Origin of the sequence: Pseudomonas sp. St316 (assembly GCF_018325905.1) — a bacterium.
Lineage (GTDB): Bacteria > Pseudomonadota > Gammaproteobacteria > Pseudomonadales > Pseudomonadaceae > Aquipseudomonas.
The window spans coordinates 6140981-6157905 of the sequence record NZ_AP021901.1; the positions used below are offsets into that span (position 1 = coordinate 6140981).

Consider the following 16925-nt stretch of genomic DNA (forward strand, 5'->3'; position numbering starts at 1 on the left):
TTCATGCCGGTGACAGCCCAGTCAACTGGCGGCGGGCTGTTGCTATGGAGAACTGCATGACCCGTTACGCACTGATCACTGGCGCTTCCAGCGGCATTGGCCTGGCCATGGCTGAAGCGCTTGCACGGCGCGGCCGCAACCTGATACTGGTGGCTCGACAGCGCGATCGGTTGGAAAGTATTGCAATCGAACTGACTCAGCGGTTTGGCGTAGAGGTGTTGTTCCGGGCCTGCGACCTCGGAGAACCGCTGAGGCTTTCAGGCTTTCTCCTGGAGCTGGAGGAAGGTGAGCGGCAGATCGACCTGTTGGTCAATTGCGCAGGCATCGGCACCAGCGGGCCGTTCCTGGGCCAGGACTGGATGACCGAGCAGGACCTGATCGAAGTCAACATCCTCGCCCTGACACGGCTTTGTCATGCTATCGGCAACAGCATGGCACTGCTTGGCGGCGGCCAGATCCTCAATGTCGCCTCTATCGCCGCGTTCCGACCCGGCCCCTGGATGAGTACCTATTACGCCAGCAAGGCCTATGTGCTGCACTTCTCCGAAGCCCTGCGGGTCGAGTTGAAGAAATGCGCGATCAAGGTCTCGGTGCTTTGCCCTGGCCCGACCCGGACCGGCTTCTTTTCCAGGGCGCAGATGGACGAACAGAAACTCATCGACAGCAAGTTGCTGATGAGCCCGGAAGAGGTGGCCCTGTACGCCGTGCGCGCGCTGGACCGCAACCGCGCCATCATCATTCCCGGACGCCGCAACCGCTGGCTGGCCGCACTGCCGCGACTAGGGTCGCGATGGCTGGTCCGAACCATCGCCGGCATGATCAACAAGGCTTACTGCCCGCGCTGATCCCTTCAAGTTGAACAACCAGGCGCCTCAACGGTAGCCTTCAAGACACCCGCCCTCGACGAACCCAACGGAGAAAACAGCTGTGGATACTCTGTTTACCAAGATCATCAACCGGGAAATCCCGGCGAAGATCATTTACGAGGATGACCAGGTATTGGCCTTCCACGACATCGCCCCGCAGGCGCCTGTACATTTTTTGGTCATACCGAAAAAACCGATCCGCACTCTCAACGACCTGGCCGAGGAAGACAAAGGCCTGGCTGGACACATTTTGTTCACTGCCCAGCGCCTGGCGCTTGAATTGGGCTGTGAAGAAGGTTTTCGCGTGGTGATGAATTGCAATGAACTGGGTGGGCAAACGGTCTATCACATTCATATGCATGTGCTGGGGCAGCGCCAGATGAACTGGCCACCGGGCTGATACCCCTGACCCAACGCAAATCTTCGGCGGTCGATTGGGTTAAACTGGCCGCTGTGATTTTTCCCGGAGGTAAGCATGACTACCCAACGTCACTACTCGCCGATTGACCGTCTGTTGCTGCAAGCCGATACCGCGATGCGCACGCTGCTGCCCTTCAGTGGTCAGCCGTACCGCCCATCACCGGCTATCGTGCAGCCGGACGCGCAACTGAGTGACGAGCAAACCCGCCACGTCGCCGGACTGATGCGTATCAACCACACCGGCGAAGTCTGTGCCCAGGCGCTGTATCAGGGACAGGCGCTGACAGCGAAGCTACCGCAAGTGCGTGAGGCAATGGAGCATGCCGCCGAGGAAGAAATCGACCATTTGGTCTGGTGCGAACAACGGATTCGCCAGTTGGGCAGCCATACCAGCGTCCTGAACCCGCTGTTCTATGGGATGTCATTCGGGATCGGCGCCGTTGCCGGGCTGATCAGCGACAAAGTCAGCCTCGGCTTCGTCGCCGCGACCGAGCATCAAGTGTGCAAGCATTTGAATGAACACCTCGAACAACTGCCGGCCGAGGATGAAAAATCCCGGGCGATCCTCGAGCAGATGCGTGTGGACGAGGAACACCATGCCGAGAGTGCGCTTGAGGCCGGTGGCTTCCGTTTTCCGGCCCCGGTGAAGTTCGGCATGAGCCTGCTGGCCAAGGTCATGACCAAGAGCACTTATCGGATTTGACGGCAATTGGGGACTGAATAGCTCATTCCCACGGAAATTGAAAAGGCGATTCCCTCAGGGGAGTCGCCTTTTTTATCCGAAACATCAATACGGCCCGTCGGCTATCGACTCAACCCAACTCGATGATTTCATAATCGTGGGTGATTTCGACCCCGGCGGCGCCAAGCATGATCGAAGCCGAGCAGTACTTCTCGGCGGAGAGCTCAATGGCACGCTTGACTTGGGCTTCCTTCAGGGCTCGCCCCTTCACCACGAAGTGCATGTGGATCTTGGTAAACACTTTGGGATCTTCAGTGGCGCGCTCTGCCTCCAGGAAGGCTTCGCAGCTTTCGACGGCCTGGCGGGACTTTTTAAGAATGCTGACCACGTCAAAATTGCTGCAACCGCCTACGCCCAGCAGGAGCATTTCCATCGGCCGAACACCCAGGTTCCGCCCACCGGCCTCTGGCGGGCCGTCCATGACGACCACATGACCACTGCCTGACTCACCGAGGAACATGGCTTCGCCAGCCCATTGGATGCGTGCCTTCATCGCCAAGACTCCACTGTTAAAAAAGGGTCGCCAGCTTAGCACAGCGCTCCGACATGACGTCCCTGCGTCTTAGGAGACCTGACCTGCCAGCGTGTAGGTAAATTCTCAAATCAATTAGGGACGCCTCTGTTAAGCTGGCGCGAATTCGCTGGCGCATGGCCAGCTTTTAGCGATAGCTATTCGCCCTTATAAAAAAACCAAACCACCACACAGCGCAGTCTTGCGGGATACAACCATGGTTGCCATTACTCCCACGTTCAGGATCAAGAATCTCGACAAACTCTTGATGCATTGTCAGCGCCGCCGCTATCCGGCCAAACACAACATCATTTGTGCGGGAGATCGTTCCGACACGCTGTTTTTCATCATCAAGGGCTCGGTCACTATCCTTATAGAAGATGACGACGGTCGGGAAATGATCATCGCCTACCTCAATTCCGGAGATTTTTTCGGCGAACTGGGGTTGTTCGAACAGGCGGGCAAGGAACAGGAGCGCAGTGCCTGGGTGCGGACCAAGATTGAATGTGAAGTTGCGGAAATCAGCTACGCCAAATTCCGAGAACTGTCCCTGCAAGACCCGGACATTCTTTACGTCCTCAGCGGCCAAATCGCACAGCGCCTGCGCAATACCACCCGCAAGGTCGGCGATCTCGCATTTTTCGACGTCACCGGACGTGTCGCACGTTGTCTGTTGGAGCTGTGCAAGCAGCCCGATGCCATGACCCACCCGGACGGCATGCAGATCAAGGTGACCCGCCAAGAAATTGGTCGGATTGTCGGTTGCTCGCGTGAAATGGTCGGTCGCGTTCTCAAGGATCTGGAAGAGCGCAACCTGGTCAGCGTCAAAGGCAAGACCATGGTGGTGTTCGGAACGCGTTAGGCGCTCAGCAGATTGGTCAGCAGCTCCCGGTACAAAGCGTCGAGCCGCTCCAGCGCGTGAGGTGCCGGGAATTTTTCATGCAGGGCAATATGGCTCTCGGCACGCACTCGCTGCTCCAGGCCACAGGCCTCATTGAAGCGATTGACTGCCGCGACCATGGACTCGCGCTCGTTCTCCAGCAAAAGCGCGCCATGAACCAGCCCCACCGGGCGTTGACCACCCTTGCTCTGGCGCCAGCGCTGAGCGGTGCCGACCATTTTCCGGCCGTCGAGGTTGACGTTGAAACGCCCGTCACAAAAAGCCCCCTCCACTTCTCCCAGCGAAGCCACCCCGCCCAGTTCATCCAGCAGTTGGCAGATGGGATCGCACAAGCGGCGGTACCCGGTCTCGATACGTCCGTGGTCGCCTTCGCTGCGCGGTGGCGCGTAGACCAGGGCGATATTCACGGTAGCGGCTGACTGCGGCACCGGTTCACCACCGGTCTCGCGCAACAGGACCGGCCAGCCATGGGCAGCCGATACGTCACAGGCGTGTTCGAACCCCGCCAGGCGACTCAAGCGGCGCGGCATGACCAGCGCACGATCATTTGGCTGCCAGAACAACAGGCCGAACTCGGCGTCGCCGGCGCAAATGCTAGCCAACAGATCCTGTTCGGCTTGCAGGCCAGCTTCGACGGTCAGGGAAATCACAGGCGACATGGATCAGTCCAGCGTCGAGCCGCTCACCGGCAGGCCTCGTTCAGGAAAGAACAGTCGCTGCAATTCCGCACCCGGGTTCTCGGCCCGCATGAACGCTTCGCCCACCAGGAACGAATACACATCGCTGACTTCCATCAGCTCGACATCGGCTCGGTTGAGGATGCCGCTTTCGGTGATGACCAGGCGATCGCGCGGAATGCGCGGCAACAGGTCCAAGGTGGTTTCCAGGCTCACTTCGAAAGTGTGCAGGTTGCGATTGTTCACGCCGACCAGTTTGGTATCGAGGGTTTTCAGGGCTCGTTCCAACTCGTCACCGTCGTGGACTTCCACCAGGACATCCAGCCCGACGCTTTTGGCAACGGCCGCCAGCTCGGCCATTTTCACGTCGTCCAAGGCGGAAACGATCAACAGCACGCAATCGGCGCCCAGCGCGCGCGCCTCGACGATCTGGTACGGGTCGATCATGAAATCCTTACGGATCACTGGCAGCTTGCAGGCCGCCCGCGCCTGTTTCAGGTAGTCATCGGCCCCTTGAAAAAAGTCGACATCGGTCAGCACCGAGAGGCAGGTAGCACCGCCCTTCTCGTAGCTTCGCGCGATCTCGGCCGGGACGAAGTGCTCACGAATAACGCCTTTGCTGGGGGACGCCTTCTTGATTTCGGCAATCACCGCCGGCTGTTTTTTCTTGGCCTGATTGATCAAGGCCTGGGCAAAGCCGCGCGGCGCATCCGCTGAACGCGCCAGGCTTTCCAGCTCGGCCAGACTGACCCGGGCGCTACGCTCGGCCACTTCCTGGACCTTGCGAGCCAGAATGTTTTCCAGAACCGTTGGCACGCTCATCCTTCGTTCTCCACTTTGAATACGGCGGTAAATGCACCCAGCTCTTCGAGCTTTTCCCTGGCAAGGCCAGTGTGCAGCGCATCATGGGCCAGTTCCACGCCTTGCTTGAGGCTGCTGGCGTGGTCGGCGGCGTACAACGCAGCACCGGCATTGAGCACGATCATCTCAGCGGCCTTCTGGCCATTCTCGGTCTTGCGACGCCCCAATGCATCGCGGATCAACTCCAGCGATTGGGTCGGACCGTCGACCGCCAGGCCGTGCAGGCTCTGGCTCTTCATGCCGAGGTCTTCAGGTTCGACCCAATACTCGCTGATCTGATCATTTTTTAGTTCGGCCACGAATGTCGGCGCCGCCAGGCTGAATTCATCCAGCCCATCCTTGGAATGGACCACCAGCACGTGCTTGCTGCCCAGGCGTTGCAAGACTTCAGCCAATGGCCGGCACAACGCCTGGCTGAACACACCGACTACCTGATGTTTCACGCCGGCCGGATTCGTAAGCGGGCCGAGCATGTTGAACAACGTACGCAGCCCCAACTCGCGGCGCGGCGCGGCGGCGTGTTTCATGGCGCTATGGTGGGTCTGGGCAAACATGAAACCGATGCCGACGTTATCGATGCAGCGTGCCACCTGGATCGGCGTCAGGTTCAGGTAAATGCCGGCTGCCTCCAGCAGATCGGCACTGCCGCTCTTGCCGGAGACTGCCCGATTGCCGTGTTTGGCAACGGTGCAACCGGCCGCCGCGACGACAAACGACGAAGCCGTGGAAACGTTAAAGATATTGGCGCCATCACCACCGGTGCCGACCACATCAACCACGCCATCCAGCGTCTTGAGCTCGACCTTGTCCGCCAGCTCACGCATCGCCGAAACCGCACCGACGATTTCATCGATGCTCTCGCTCTTCATGCGCATGGCCATCATGAACGCGCCGATCTGCGCATCCGTGCATTGGCCGGTCATGATTTCGCGCATCACGTCGCGCATCTCGTCGGTGCTCAGGTCGAGATGGCCGACGATACGGCTCAGGGCTGTCTTGATATCCATGAAAAGTCCTTAGCGCGTGCCGCCGGTTTGCTTGAGAAAGTTGGCGAACAGTTCGTGGCCCTGTTCGGTGAGAATAGACTCGGGGTGGAATTGCACACCCTCGATATTCAACGTCTTGTGGCGCAGCCCCATAATTTCATCGACCGAGCCGTCTTCAAGCTGGGTCCAGGCCGTCAACTCCAGGCAGTCGGGCAGCGTTTCGCGCTTGACCACCAGGGAATGGTAGCGGGTTACGGTAAGCGGATGATTGAGCCCCTCGAACACACCCTTGTCCTGGTGAAATACCGGGCTAGTCTTACCGTGCATGACTTGTCGGGCGCGCACGACGTCACCGCCGAACGCCTGGCCGATCGACTGATGCCCCAGGCAGACACCCAGGATCGGCAGCTTGCCAGCGAAATACTTGATGGCGTCGATGGAAATGCCTGCTTCGGTCGGCGTGCACGGGCCGGGTGAAACCACGATGCGCTCAGGCTTGAGGGCTTCGATTTCGGCGATGGTCAATTCGTCGTTGCGCACGACCTTGACCTCGGAGCCCAGCTCGCCGAGGTACTGCACAACGTTGTAGGTAAAAGAGTCGTAGTTATCGATCATCAGCAACATGGCGTAAGCAACCTATTGAATTCACTGACTTTAAATACAGCCTTCAGAGAGTGACCCGCGCGCTGCTGCGCTTGGCGAGGCAAGTGATGCCCCTGCGAAGCGGCTCTACAAGCGGGTAAAGAAGGCAAATCGGTACAGGTCCGGCGAGGCCGGCGGAGAATGTTCAGGCGCGCCAACGCCAGCGGGCGTGTGCCTTGATCATTTGATCCAGAAGTTTGCTGACAATCGACACAGGAAAAGTCTCGTTCATACGTCCCGGCACAGTAGCTTAGCTGGGCGGAGCACGCAATATGACCGACCCCGAAGGGCTTTGAAACAATCGCGACGTTCCAGATAGATGGCAAAACGCCGAAAGTTTTTGGTACTGTCGTTTCGTTTTCTAACAAAAATAAGATAAAAACGGACTTTCCCATGATCAAGAAGACGTTGTTCGTACCGATTGCCAGTTGCCTGCTGGCGATGGCCTGCGCCCAGGCAAGCGCCGCCCCCAACCCTTATTCCAAGTTCATCGTGTTCGGTGACAGCCTCAACGACGCTGGCCAGTTCGCCGACCCGAATGGTCCGCCCGGCTCGACCGAGCGCTATACCAACCGAACCGGTCCGATCTACACCGACGGCAGCGGCGAGGCCTACTCCGCCAACTCCACCCAGTTGCTCGGTGGGCGCCTGGGTTATTCCGCCGACGAGACCGCCGCCTCCACTTCGGCGGTCCGCGCCAGCGAGGGGCTGGCGGACGGCAACAACTGGGCGGTGGGTGGTTATCGTACCGACCAGATCCTCGAGTCGATTACCGGCGTGTCCGACACCGGTGATCGCAGCCGTCCCGGCTACCTGCAATCCAATGGCCTGCGCGCCGATCCGAATGCGCTGTATTACCTTTCCGGTGGTGGCAACGACTTCCTACAAGGTCGGGTGCTGACCCCCGAGCAGGCGAACGCCGCCGCGGACCGCCTGGCCGATAGCGTCCAGGTGCTGCAAACGGCCGGTGCCCGTTACGTGATGGTCTGGTTGCTGCCCGATCTGGGCCTGACCCCGGCCCTCAACGGTGGTCCGTTGCAAGACGCCTTTTCGCAACTGGGCAACCAGTTCAACCAACAGCTGGTCACGCGACTGCAAGGCATCGACGCTGAAATCATTCCATTGAACATTCCGCTTTTGCTGAAGGAAAGCTTCGCCGACCCGGCAAGATTTGGCCTCGCCACCGGTGAGAACCTCACCGCGACTTGCTTCAGCGGCAACGGCTGCACGGAAAACCCCACCTACGGTATCAACAGCGCCACGCCTGATCCCACCAAGCTGATCTACAACGACTCGGTCCATCCCACCGAGACAGGGCAAAAACTGATCGCCGACTACGCCTATTCCCTGCTCGCGGCACCTTGGGAACTGACGTTGTTGCCGGAAATGGCTCATTCGACCCTGCGCGCCCACCAGGACGAACTGCGCAGCCAATGGCAATCGGACTGGGAGAACTGGCAGGCGGTCGGCCAGTGGCGCGCCATCGTCGCCGGCGGTGGCCAGCACCTGGATATCGACAGCCAGGACAGCGGCGCCAGCGCCGACGGCAGCGGCTACAGCCTGAACATCGGCGGCAGCTATCGCCTCAATGAGGCCTGGCGCGTGGGCGTCGCCGCTGGCCTCTACCGTCAGGACATGGAAGCGGGCCATAACGATTCGGACTACAAGCTCAACAGCTACCTGGCGACCGCCTTCGCCCAGTTCCAGCAGAATCGCTGGTGGGCCGATGCGGCACTGACCGGCGGCAAGCTCGACTACGACAGCCTGAAGCGCAAGTTCGACCTGGGCGTCAACCAAGCGCAGGAAAAAGGCGACACCGACGGTCACCTGTGGGCATTCAGCACCCGGTTGGGCTATGACATCGCCCAACCGGGCAGCGAATGGCACTTGTCACCGTTTATCAGCGCCGACTACGCGAAGGTGGAGGTCGACGGCTATTCCGAGAAGGGCAACCGTTCCACGGCCCTGACCTTCGACGACCAGACTCGTGACTCGAAGCGCCTGGGCATCGGCTTGCAGGGCAAATACAACATCACCCGGCAGACCCAGGTGTTTGGCGAATATGCCCACGAACGTGAGTATGAAGACGACACGCAGAAGGTGAACATCGCCCTCAACAGCCTGCCGGCCAACGACTTCACGCTGGAAGGCTACACGCCACAGAGCCACCTGAATCGCCTGAGCCTGGGGGTCAGCCACAAGTTGACCAACGACTTGGCGCTGCGGGGCGGCTATACATTGCGCAAGGATGATGACTCCACCCAGCAGGGGGTGAGCTTGGGGGTCAGCCTGGATTTCTGACCGTGAAAACCTGCGGAAGCGAGCTTGCTCGCGATAGCGGACTGTCAGTCAACTGGTGGGTTGAATATGACGGCCTCATCGCGAGCAAGCTCGCTCCCACACACTGATCGAGTTGCTTGAAAGACCTGTGGGGGAGCGAACTTGTTCGCTTCCCCACAGTTGTTGAAGGGTTTTCAGTCGTTCGAAGTCTGCTCGGCCAGCGCCACCGCGCGGAACATCGCCCGGCGCTTGTTCAGGGTTTCTTCCCACTCCAGTGCCGGCACCGAGTCGGCGACGATACCGCCGCCGGCCTGCACGTGCAGTTCACCGTTCTTGATCACTGCGGTGCGAATGGCAATGGCGGTGTCCATGTTGCCGTTCCAGGCGAAGTAACCCACGGCCCCGCCGTACACGCCCCGCTTGACCGGTTCCAGCTCGTCGATGATTTCCATAGCGCGGATTTTCGGCGCGCCGGACAAGGTGCCCGCCGGCAGGATCGCCCGCAAGGCGTCCATCGCCGTCAGCCCGGCCTTCAACTGGCCGGTGACGTTGGAGACGATGTGCATCACGTTGGAATAGCGCTCGATGATCATCTTCTCGGTGAGCTTCACCGAACCGATTTCCGAGACCCGCCCGGTGTCGTTGCGCCCAAGGTCAATCAGCATCAGGTGCTCGGCGATTTCCTTGTCATCCGACAGCAGGTCCTCTTCCAGCGCCCGGTCGGCCTCTTCCGTAGCCCCACGTGGGCGAGTGCCGGCGATCGGCCGCACCGTGATGAGGTTGTCTTCTACCCGCACCAGCACTTCCGGCGAACTGCCCACGACGTGGAAATCGCCGAAGTTGAAGAAGTACATGTAGGGTGTCGGGTTGAAACAGCGCAACGCCCGGTAGAGATCGATGGGCGCCGCCTTGAAATCGATGGACATCCGCTGCGATGGCACGACCTGCATGCAGTCACCCGCCAGGATGTACTCCTTGATGGTATCGACGGCCCGTTCGTAATCGTCCTGGGTGAAACTGGAGCGGAACACCGGATCGGCCGCCGACTGCTTGCTGAAGTCCAGGCCGGGACGTGGGGCGATCGGCTGACGTAACTTTTCCAACAGTGCTTGCAGGCTTTGTTGACCCTGCTCGTAGGCATCTTCCTGGGACGGATCGGCCAGCACGATAGCGTGCATCTTGCCGGCGAGGTTGTCGAAGACGACGACCGCGTCGGACACCATCAGCAGGATGTCTGGCACGCCCAGCGGATCAGGGTTCGGGCACGTGCCGAGGCGTTTCTCCACGTAGCGCACGCAATCGTAGCCGAAGTACCCCACCAGGCCGCCGTTGAAGCGCGGCAGGCCGGCAATGGTCGGCACGTTGTAGCGGGCCTTGAACGTTTCGACGAAGGCCAGCGGGTCTTCGACTTCGAGGCTTTCGATTTCGACGCCGTCATGGGTCACGCTGATGCGATGATCATGGACCCGCAGCACGGTGCGGCACGGCAGGCCGATAATGGAATAACGGCCCCATTTCTCGCCGCCTTGCACCGATTCGAGCAAGTAGGAGTTGGGCTGGTCGGCCAACTTGAGGTAGATCGACAGCGGCGTGTCGAAGTCGGCCAGGGTTTCACAGGCAAGGGGGATGCGGTTGTAGCCGGCAGCGGCTAGACGCAGGAATTCTTCGCGGTTCATGGGGTGCCTCGTGGCAAGAGGAGCTGACAGTCAGGTATGCAAACGCGCCGGATAACCGGCCAGGATCACGTCAGGCGCGCCAACGCCAGCGGGCCAGGGCCTTGATGACTTTCATCCAGAGTTTGCGAGTGACCACCACGATGGCGTTTCCAGGAGAGGATTGAACAGCGTCGGGCAACGTTATCTCAGCGGCCGGGTCCAGGCAACCGGGAATTAACAGGCGCAAATCGTCGATCACCAGCGTCGGAAACTCTTCGGCGATCGGTCGGCCGTGGTTGTAGCCGTAACTCAGCCCCACGCACTTGACCCCTGCTGCCTTGGCCGCCAGCACATCGCTGCGCGAGTCGCCGACGAACAAGGATTGTGAGGCCGGGATGTTGGCCATTTTCATCACGAAGAACAGCGCGGCCGGATCGGGCTTTTTCTGTGGCAAGGTGTCGCCGCCGATGATCCAGCGGAAATAACGGCCGATTTTCATCTGGTCCAACAAGGGCGCGACGAAACGCTCAGGCTTGTTGGTAATCAGCGCCATTTCCACGCCCTGCTTTTTCAGCCACTTGAGGGTGGAACGCACGCCAGGGTAGACCACCGTCAGTTGGTGATTGTCTTCGTAGGCTTTATTGAACAACTCCAACGCCCGCTCGAACTCGGCATCATCGACACCTTGGGCATCGATGTCATTGGCCAGGGCCCGGCGCACCAGCATCGGCGCGCCGTTGCCGACCCAGTGGCGTACCGAATCGAGGCCGGCAGGCGGGCGGCCAAGCTCGAGCAGCATCGTGTCCACCGCCACCGCGAGGTCCGGGACCGAATCGACCAATGTGCCATCAAGGTCGAACATCACCAGACGCGGCAAGCTGCCGGGGAACAGCTGCTCGAAGCCGCTCATGGGCGCGCCAGGGCCAGTTCGGCGCGCATTTTTGCGATCACCTCTTTGTAATCCGGCGCGTTGAAGATCGCCGAACCCGCGACGAACGTATCGGCGCCGGCCGCGGCGATTTCACGGATGTTGTTCACGTTCACGCCACCGTCGATTTCCAGGCGGATATCACGACCCGAGGCGTCGATCAGCGCACGGGCTTCGCGCAGCTTGTCGAGCGTGCCCGGGATGAATTTCTGCCCACCAAAACCCGGGTTGACGCTCATGAGCAGGATCATGTCGACCTTGTCCATCACGTACTTGAGCACGTCCAGGGGCGTGGCGGGGTTGAACACCAGGCCTGCCTTGCAACCTCCTTCACGGATCAACTGCAGGGAACGGTCGATGTGCAGCGTGGCTTCCGGGTGGAAAGTGATGTAGGTGGCGCCGGCTTCAATGAAGTCGCCGACGATGCGGTCCACCGGGCTGACCATCAGGTGCGCGTCGATCGGCGCGGTGACACCGTACTTGCGCAGCGCCGCGCAGACCATCGGGCCAATGGTCAGGTTGGGCACGTAGTGGTTGTCCATGACATCGAAGTGCACGATGTCGGCCCCGGCGGCCAGAACGTTGTCCACTTCCTCGCCCAGGCGGGCGAAGTCAGCGGAGAGAATCGACGGAGCAATAGCGAAGGGCTGCATGACGCACCTGTTTTGAGCGAAATCACGATGGCGCGCATTGTATACCTCAAGATTTGGCGCGCCCACCGTGACAGTCGATCAATACGCCGCGCGGTAGATCTTCTCGATATCGGCGGCGCTCAGTTGGCGCGGATTGTTGCGCATCAAACGCTCGATCCCGGCAGCCTCCATCGCCATGGCAGGGATAACATCCGCGGTCACGCCCAGGCTACTCAGGCCATTAGGGATTTGCACCGCGGCGCACAATGCCACCATCGCCTCCACGGCTTCGTCGGCAGCCTCAAGATCGCTCAGGTGGGCGGTCTTGAGGCCCATGGCCTCGGCGATGTCGCGCATGCGCTCGACACAGGCCATCTTGTTCCACGCCATGACATAGGGCAGCAACAGCGCATTGGCAACGCCGTGGGATATGTGGAAACGCCCGCCCAACGGATAGGCCAGCGCGTGCACGGCCCCGACGCCGGCATTGCCGAATGCCATGCCGGCCATCAGGCTGGCCGTGGCCATGTCCTCACGGGCCTGCAGATGAGACGGGTTGGCATAGGCCTTGGGCAGCGCAGGGGTTATCAGCTTGATTGCGCCGATGGCCAGCGCATCGGTAATTGGCGAAGCATTGAGCGACAGGTAGGCCTCGATGGCATGTACCAGCGCATCGACACCACTGGCAGCCGTTACGCTACGCGGGCAGGTGAGGGTCATCTGCGGACTGACCAGCGCCACGTCCGGCAACAGGTAATCGCTGACGATGCCTTTTTTCAGCTGTGCGGCCTTGTCGGAGAGGATCGCCACGTTGGTGACTTCCGAACCGGTACCCGCCGTGGTGGGGATGGCAATCATGGGCGGGCCTTTGCGCGGTACCTGATCGACACCGAACATGTCTTGCAGCTCGCCGTGATAACCGGCATAGACCCCCACGCACTTGGCGATGTCGATGGCACTGCCGCCGCCGAGACCGATCAGGCCGTCGTGACCACCGTCGCGATAGGCTTGCATGCAGTCTTCGACAATGGCGATTTCCGGGTCCGGCATGACCCGGTCGAAAATCTCGTAGTCCCGTCCGCCCAGATGTTGCAGGGCCAGTTCCACGGTGCCGGACTTGACCAACGCCGCATCGGTCACGATCAGCGGGTTGTCGACGTCCAGACGCGTCAATTCCGCGGCCAGTTGCTCGATGGCAGCGGCACCGGTGATCAGTTTATGGGCGATCTTGAATGAGGAAAGACTCATGTGCGCGGCCTCTTGTTCGAGTATGGGCTGGCACAAGGATAGCTCGGTATTGGGGGTTGTCTGCCATTCAGCTCGTGAATGCGATGAAGGAACCGGTGGATAAGCCCACTTGTGGGAGCGAGCTTGCTCGCGATAGCGGTATGTCAGGCAACATCAATGCCGGATGTTGCGGCGCTATCGCGAGCAGGTTCGCTCCCACAGGGTACAGCTCTGGCCGTCAGACTTGAGTAGTACGCAGCTTCTCGCTGCGCCCACGCAACCACTCCAGAGTCAGCAACAGGATCACCGAGAAGGCGATCAACAACGTCGCCGCCGCCGCGATGGTGGGGCTGAGGTTTTCGCGGATGCCGCTGAACATCTGCCGAGGCAAGGTTGCCTGCTCGGGGCCGGCCAGGAACAGGGTCACCACCACTTCATCGAACGACGTCGCGAAGGCGAACAGTGCACCGGAGATCACGCCCGGGGCGATCAACGGCAGGGTCACCCGACGAAACGCCGTCAGTGGCGAAGCCCCAAGGCTGGCGGCTGCCCGAACCAGGTTGTGGTTGAACCCCTGCAGGGTCGCCGACACCGTGATGATCACGAACGGTACACCCAGCACGGCGTGGACCACGATCAACGAGAAGAAGCTGTTGCCCATCCCCAGCGGTGCGAAAAACAGGTAGCTGGCCACGCCAATAATCACCACCGGCACCACCATGGGCGAAATCACCAGGGCCATCACCAACGCCTTGCCTGGGAAGTCGCCACGGGTCAGGCCGATGGCCGCGAGCGTACCGAAGACCATCGCCAGCAACGTCGCCGCCGGGGCCACGATGATGCTGTTCTTCAGCGCTCGCATCCATTCGGCCGAGGCGAAGAAATCGTGGTACCACTGCAGTGAAAAGCCTTGCAGTGGGTACACCAGGAAACTGCCGGAGTTGAACGACAGTGGAATGATCACCAGCACCGGCAGGATCAGGAACAACAGAATCAGCCCGCAGAGTGTGCGCAAGCAGTAGAACCACACCCGCTCGACGGGGGACATGTAAGGACTCACCATTTTCGATCTCCCCTTAGCTCAGGCGCAGGCGACTGGCGCCCACCAGCCAGCTGTAAATCAGATAAAGCACGATGGTCGCCAGCAACAGCAGCCCGCCGAGCGCCGTGGCCATGCCCCAGTTGATGCTGGTGTTGGTGTAGAACGCGACGAAGTAGCTGACCATCTGATCGTTCGGGCTGCCCAGCAGCGCCGGCGTGATGTAGTAGCCGATGGCAAGGATGAACACCAACAGGCAACCGGCACCGACACCGGCATAGGTCTGCGGGAAGTACACCCGCCAGAAACTGGCGAACGGATGACAGCCCAGGGAAATCGCCGCACGCATGTAGGTGGGCGAAATACCCTTCATCACGCTGTAGATCGGCAGGATCATGAACGGCAGCAGGATATGGACCATGGAGATGTAGACACCGGTGCGATTGAACACCAGCTCCAGGGGTTTATCGATGACGCCCATGGCCATCAGGGCGCTATTGATCAAGCCGCCCGATTGCAGCAGCACGATCCACGCCGCCACCCGCACCAGGATCGAGGTCCAGAACGGCAGCAGCACCAGGATCATCAGCAGGTTGCTCTGGCGCGAAGGCAGGTTCGCCAGCAGGTAGGCCAACGGATAGGCCAGCACCAGGCAGATCGCGGTGATCACCAGGCCCATCCAGAAGGTCCGGGCAAAGATGTCGAGGTAGATCGACTGGTCAGGGGTGGCCGTGGCCAGTTCGCCGAGGTCATCGATGCGGTGATCGACGGCCGCCAGCAGGTAATACGGGGTGACGTTGCTGGTGTTGCGGCGGATCACCTGCCAGTACGCCGGGTCGCCCCAACGCTCATCGAGGTTTTCCAAGGCTTCTTTATAGGAAGCCGGCTCGCTGGCAAACGGCAACGCCCGAGCGGTCTTGGTCAGCAGGCTGCGATAGCCGGCCAGTTCCATGTTCAGGCGCTTGGACAAGTCGCCCAGGGTCTGATTCTTGCGGGCTTCGGCCAGGTCTTCGCTGGCAGCCTTGTACACTGGCTCGCCCGGCAAACCACGTCCGTCCCAGGCAGCGACGGCGGCGACAGTACGCGGCATCGCGCCCACCACTTCCGGGTTGCTGACGCTTTTGAACAGCAGCGCCACGATCGGCACCAGGAACACCAGCAACAGAAACAGCACCAGCGGCGCGATCAAGGCCTGGGCCTTCCAGCGGTTGATCCGCTCGGCGTGCTTGAGCCGTTGCTTGAGGGTGGGGCTGGTGCCCGCGTTCAGTGGAACGGCGATGGCCATGGCGAACTCCGCAAATCTTTTTGATCGTTACAGGGGCGGCGGGCCGCCTCTGTTCTTTTGAAACACCCGGGTCGATGAAAGAACCTGTGGGAGCGAGCTCGCTCGCGATGGCTGCGGCACATTCAAGATTGATGTGCCTGACAGACCGCTATCGCGAGCAAGCTCGCTCCCACATGGATCTCATCGGGTTTCAGACCGTTGGGTTACTTGGCCGCCCAGGAGTTGAAGCGCTGCTCCAGTTGCTCACCGTTGTCAGCCCAGAAGCTGACGTCGATCTGCACTTGGTTGGCGATGTTTTCCGGGGTGGTCGGCATGTCCTTCAGGACATCCTTGGCCAGCAACGGTACAGCCTGGGTATTGGCCGGACCGTAGGCGATGTTTTCCGAGTAGGTCTTCTGCTGCTGCGGCGCCACCGAGAAGGCGATGAATTTCTTCGCAGCTTCGGCGCGGGTCTTGTCCAGGCCACGTGGGATGGCCCAGGCGTCGAAGTCGTAGATGCCGCCGTTCCATACCACTTTCAGGTTGCTTTCTTTCTGTACCGCGGCGATCCGGCCGTTGTAGGCCGAGCTCATGACCACGTCACCGGAAGCCAGGTACTGAGGTGGCTGGGCGCCAGCTTCCCACCACTGGATATTCGGCTTGAGCTCATCGAGCTTCTTGAACGCACGGTCCTGGCCATCTTTGCCGGCCAGCACTTTGTAGACGTCTTTCGGCGCTACGCCATCGGCCATCAGGGCGAATTCCAAGGTGTACTTGGCGCCCTTGCGCAGGCCGCGTTTGCCCGGGAATTGCTTGGTGTCCCAGAAGTCGGCCCAACTGGTCGGCGCGGTCTTCAGTTTGTCGGCGTTGTAGGCCAGCACGGTCGACCACACGAAGAAGCCTACGCCGCACGGCTGGATAGCACCCTTGACGTAGTCTTCGGCCTTGCCGAACAGGGCCGGATCGAGTTGCTCGAACATGTCTTCGTCACAACCACGGGACAATTCCGGGGACTCGACTTCCACCAAATCCCAGGAAACGCTCTTGGTGTCGACCATGGCCTTGACCTTGGCCATTTCGCCGTTGTACTCGCCAGCCACGATCTTGCCATTGCCGGCCGTTTCCCACGGTGCGTAGAAGGCTTTGACCTGAGCCGCCTTGTTCGCCCCACCGAAAGACACCACGGTCAGGTCCGGGCCCGCCGCCATCGCGCTAGCCGCACCCATCATGCCCAGTGTCAGGGCTGTGAACTTCAGGGATCTCAACATTTATTGTTCTCTCCACGTGCAGGGTT

The 16925-nt window shown here is 60.4% G+C and carries 17 protein-coding genes; 5 read left to right on the plus strand and 12 right to left on the minus strand.

Annotated features, from left to right (window positions below; genetic code table 11):
- Positions 1–56: 56 nt before the first annotated feature.
- The 3 genes from KI237_RS27435 to coq7 all read left to right on the plus strand — a co-directional run bounded on the left by KI237_RS27435 (position 57) and on the right by coq7 (position 1989).
- The gene (locus tag KI237_RS27435) at positions 57–845 is read left to right on the plus strand and encodes an SDR family NAD(P)-dependent oxidoreductase (RefSeq protein ID WP_212797823.1); all 789 of its coding nucleotides are present in this window, start codon (positions 57–59) and stop codon (positions 843–845) included.
- Between the two features lie 82 nt (positions 846–927).
- Entirely contained in the window at positions 928–1266 is a 339-nt protein-coding gene (locus tag KI237_RS27440; RefSeq protein WP_003206124.1) for a histidine triad nucleotide-binding protein, read from the plus strand.
- A gap of 75 nt (positions 1267–1341) precedes the next feature.
- A complete protein-coding gene (coq7, locus tag KI237_RS27445) occupies positions 1342–1989 on the plus strand; it encodes a 2-polyprenyl-3-methyl-6-methoxy-1,4-benzoquinone monooxygenase (protein WP_014340488.1) in 648 nt (215 codons plus the stop codon).
- 109 nt (positions 1990–2098) lie between these two features.
- On the opposite strand, the gene KI237_RS27450 is transcribed toward coq7, so the two are convergent.
- The gene (locus KI237_RS27450; protein ID WP_003206127.1) at positions 2099–2521 is read right to left on the minus strand and encodes an OsmC family protein; all 423 of its coding nucleotides are present in this window, start codon (positions 2519–2521) and stop codon (positions 2099–2101) included.
- A 235-nt stretch (positions 2522–2756) separates the two neighbouring features.
- Between KI237_RS27450 and crp the strand changes: the two genes are divergently transcribed.
- Entirely contained in the window at positions 2757–3401 is a 645-nt protein-coding gene (gene crp / locus KI237_RS27455; protein ID WP_212797824.1) for a cAMP-activated global transcriptional regulator CRP, read from the plus strand.
- Here the strand turns inward: crp and KI237_RS27460 are convergent.
- Genes KI237_RS27460 through KI237_RS27475 form a run of 4 tightly spaced genes read right to left on the minus strand, consistent with a single transcriptional unit; the run spans position 3398 to position 6588 of the window.
- Complete coding sequence (locus KI237_RS27460; RefSeq protein WP_212797825.1) at positions 3398–4099, minus strand: lipoate--protein ligase family protein; 702 nt, start codon at positions 4097–4099, stop codon at positions 3398–3400. The two genes, crp and KI237_RS27460, sit on opposite strands and share 4 nt — an antisense overlap.
- Before the next feature lie 3 nt (positions 4100–4102).
- Positions 4103–4939 carry an indole-3-glycerol phosphate synthase TrpC gene (gene trpC, locus KI237_RS27465; protein WP_212797826.1) on the minus strand — a complete coding sequence of 279 codons (837 nt, stop codon included), beginning with the start codon at positions 4937–4939 and terminating at the stop codon, positions 4103–4105.
- Complete coding sequence (gene trpD, locus KI237_RS27470; RefSeq protein WP_212797827.1) at positions 4936–5985, minus strand: anthranilate phosphoribosyltransferase; 1050 nt, start codon at positions 5983–5985, stop codon at positions 4936–4938. The genes trpC and trpD overlap by 4 nt, the downstream gene beginning before the upstream one ends.
- Positions 5986–5994: 9 nt before the next feature.
- Entirely contained in the window at positions 5995–6588 is a 594-nt protein-coding gene (locus KI237_RS27475) for an aminodeoxychorismate/anthranilate synthase component II (RefSeq protein WP_212797828.1), read from the minus strand.
- 411 nt (positions 6589–6999) lie between these two features.
- Here KI237_RS27475 and estP point away from each other — a divergent pair, with 411 nt between their 5' ends.
- Complete coding sequence (gene estP, locus KI237_RS27480) at positions 7000–8907, plus strand: esterase EstP (RefSeq protein ID WP_212797829.1); 1908 nt, start codon at positions 7000–7002, stop codon at positions 8905–8907.
- Positions 8908–9080: 173 nt separating this feature from the next.
- On the opposite strand, the gene trpE is transcribed toward estP, so the two are convergent.
- The 7 genes from trpE to KI237_RS27515 form a co-directional block, all read right to left on the minus strand.
- Complete coding sequence (gene trpE / locus KI237_RS27485; RefSeq protein ID WP_212797830.1) at positions 9081–10562, minus strand: anthranilate synthase component I; 1482 nt, start codon at positions 10560–10562, stop codon at positions 9081–9083.
- A gap of 70 nt (positions 10563–10632) precedes the next feature.
- Entirely contained in the window at positions 10633–11451 is an 819-nt protein-coding gene (locus KI237_RS27490) for a phosphoglycolate phosphatase (protein ID WP_212797831.1), read from the minus strand.
- Positions 11448–12122 (minus strand): ribulose-phosphate 3-epimerase, encoded by a 675-nt coding sequence (gene rpe, locus KI237_RS27495; protein ID WP_058542831.1) that lies wholly within the window; start codon positions 12120–12122, stop codon positions 11448–11450. The genes KI237_RS27490 and rpe overlap by 4 nt, the downstream gene beginning before the upstream one ends.
- 78 nt (positions 12123–12200) lie before the next feature.
- On the minus strand, positions 12201–13349 hold the full coding sequence (locus tag KI237_RS27500; RefSeq protein WP_212797832.1) for an iron-containing alcohol dehydrogenase: 1149 nt from the start codon (positions 13347–13349) through the stop codon (positions 12201–12203).
- A 217-nt stretch (positions 13350–13566) separates the two neighbouring features.
- The gene (locus KI237_RS27505) at positions 13567–14391 is read right to left on the minus strand and encodes an ABC transporter permease (RefSeq protein ID WP_212797833.1); all 825 of its coding nucleotides are present in this window, start codon (positions 14389–14391) and stop codon (positions 13567–13569) included.
- 13 nt (positions 14392–14404) lie between these two features.
- Positions 14405–15652 (minus strand): ABC transporter permease, encoded by a 1248-nt coding sequence (locus KI237_RS27510; protein ID WP_212797834.1) that lies wholly within the window; start codon positions 15650–15652, stop codon positions 14405–14407.
- Positions 15653–15855: 203 nt separating this feature from the next.
- Positions 15856–16899: an ABC transporter substrate-binding protein gene (locus tag KI237_RS27515; RefSeq protein ID WP_212797835.1), complete on the minus strand. Its 1044-nt coding sequence runs from the start codon at positions 16897–16899 to the stop codon at positions 15856–15858.
- Positions 16900–16925: the final 26 nt, after the last annotated feature.

Bases quoted from the DNA above. Each gene is read 5' to 3' on its own strand.
- KI237_RS27435 (WP_212797823.1), top strand. From the start codon at position 57: ATGACCCGTTACGCACTGATCACTGGCGCTTCCAGCGGCATTGGCCTG.
- coq7 (WP_014340488.1), top strand. From the start codon at position 1,342: ATGACTACCCAACGTCACTACTCGCCGATTGACCGTCTGTTGCTGCAA.
- KI237_RS27450 (WP_003206127.1), bottom strand. From the start codon at position 2,521: ATGAAGGCACGCATCCAATGGGCTGGCGAAGCCATGTTCCTCGGTGAG.
- crp (WP_212797824.1), top strand. From the start codon at position 2,757: ATGGTTGCCATTACTCCCACGTTCAGGATCAAGAATCTCGACAAACTC.
- KI237_RS27460 (WP_212797825.1), bottom strand. From the start codon at position 4,099: ATGTCGCCTGTGATTTCCCTGACCGTCGAAGCTGGCCTGCAAGCCGAA.
- trpC (WP_212797826.1), bottom strand. From the start codon at position 4,939: ATGAGCGTGCCAACGGTTCTGGAAAACATTCTGGCTCGCAAGGTCCAG.
- trpD (WP_212797827.1), bottom strand. From the start codon at position 5,985: ATGGATATCAAGACAGCCCTGAGCCGTATCGTCGGCCATCTCGACCTG.
- KI237_RS27475 (WP_212797828.1), bottom strand. From the start codon at position 6,588: ATGTTGCTGATGATCGATAACTACGACTCTTTTACCTACAACGTTGTG.
- estP (WP_212797829.1), top strand. From the start codon at position 7,000: ATGATCAAGAAGACGTTGTTCGTACCGATTGCCAGTTGCCTGCTGGCG.
- trpE (WP_212797830.1), bottom strand. From the start codon at position 10,562: ATGAACCGCGAAGAATTCCTGCGTCTAGCCGCTGCCGGCTACAACCGC.
- KI237_RS27490 (WP_212797831.1), bottom strand. From the start codon at position 11,451: ATGAGCGGCTTCGAGCAGCTGTTCCCCGGCAGCTTGCCGCGTCTGGTG.
- rpe (WP_058542831.1), bottom strand. From the start codon at position 12,122: ATGCAGCCCTTCGCTATTGCTCCGTCGATTCTCTCCGCTGACTTCGCC.
- KI237_RS27500 (WP_212797832.1), bottom strand. From the start codon at position 13,349: ATGAGTCTTTCCTCATTCAAGATCGCCCATAAACTGATCACCGGTGCC.
- KI237_RS27505 (WP_212797833.1), bottom strand. From the start codon at position 14,391: ATGGTGAGTCCTTACATGTCCCCCGTCGAGCGGGTGTGGTTCTACTGC.
- KI237_RS27510 (WP_212797834.1), bottom strand. From the start codon at position 15,652: ATGGCCATCGCCGTTCCACTGAACGCGGGCACCAGCCCCACCCTCAAG.
- KI237_RS27515 (WP_212797835.1), bottom strand. From the start codon at position 16,899: ATGTTGAGATCCCTGAAGTTCACAGCCCTGACACTGGGCATGATGGGT.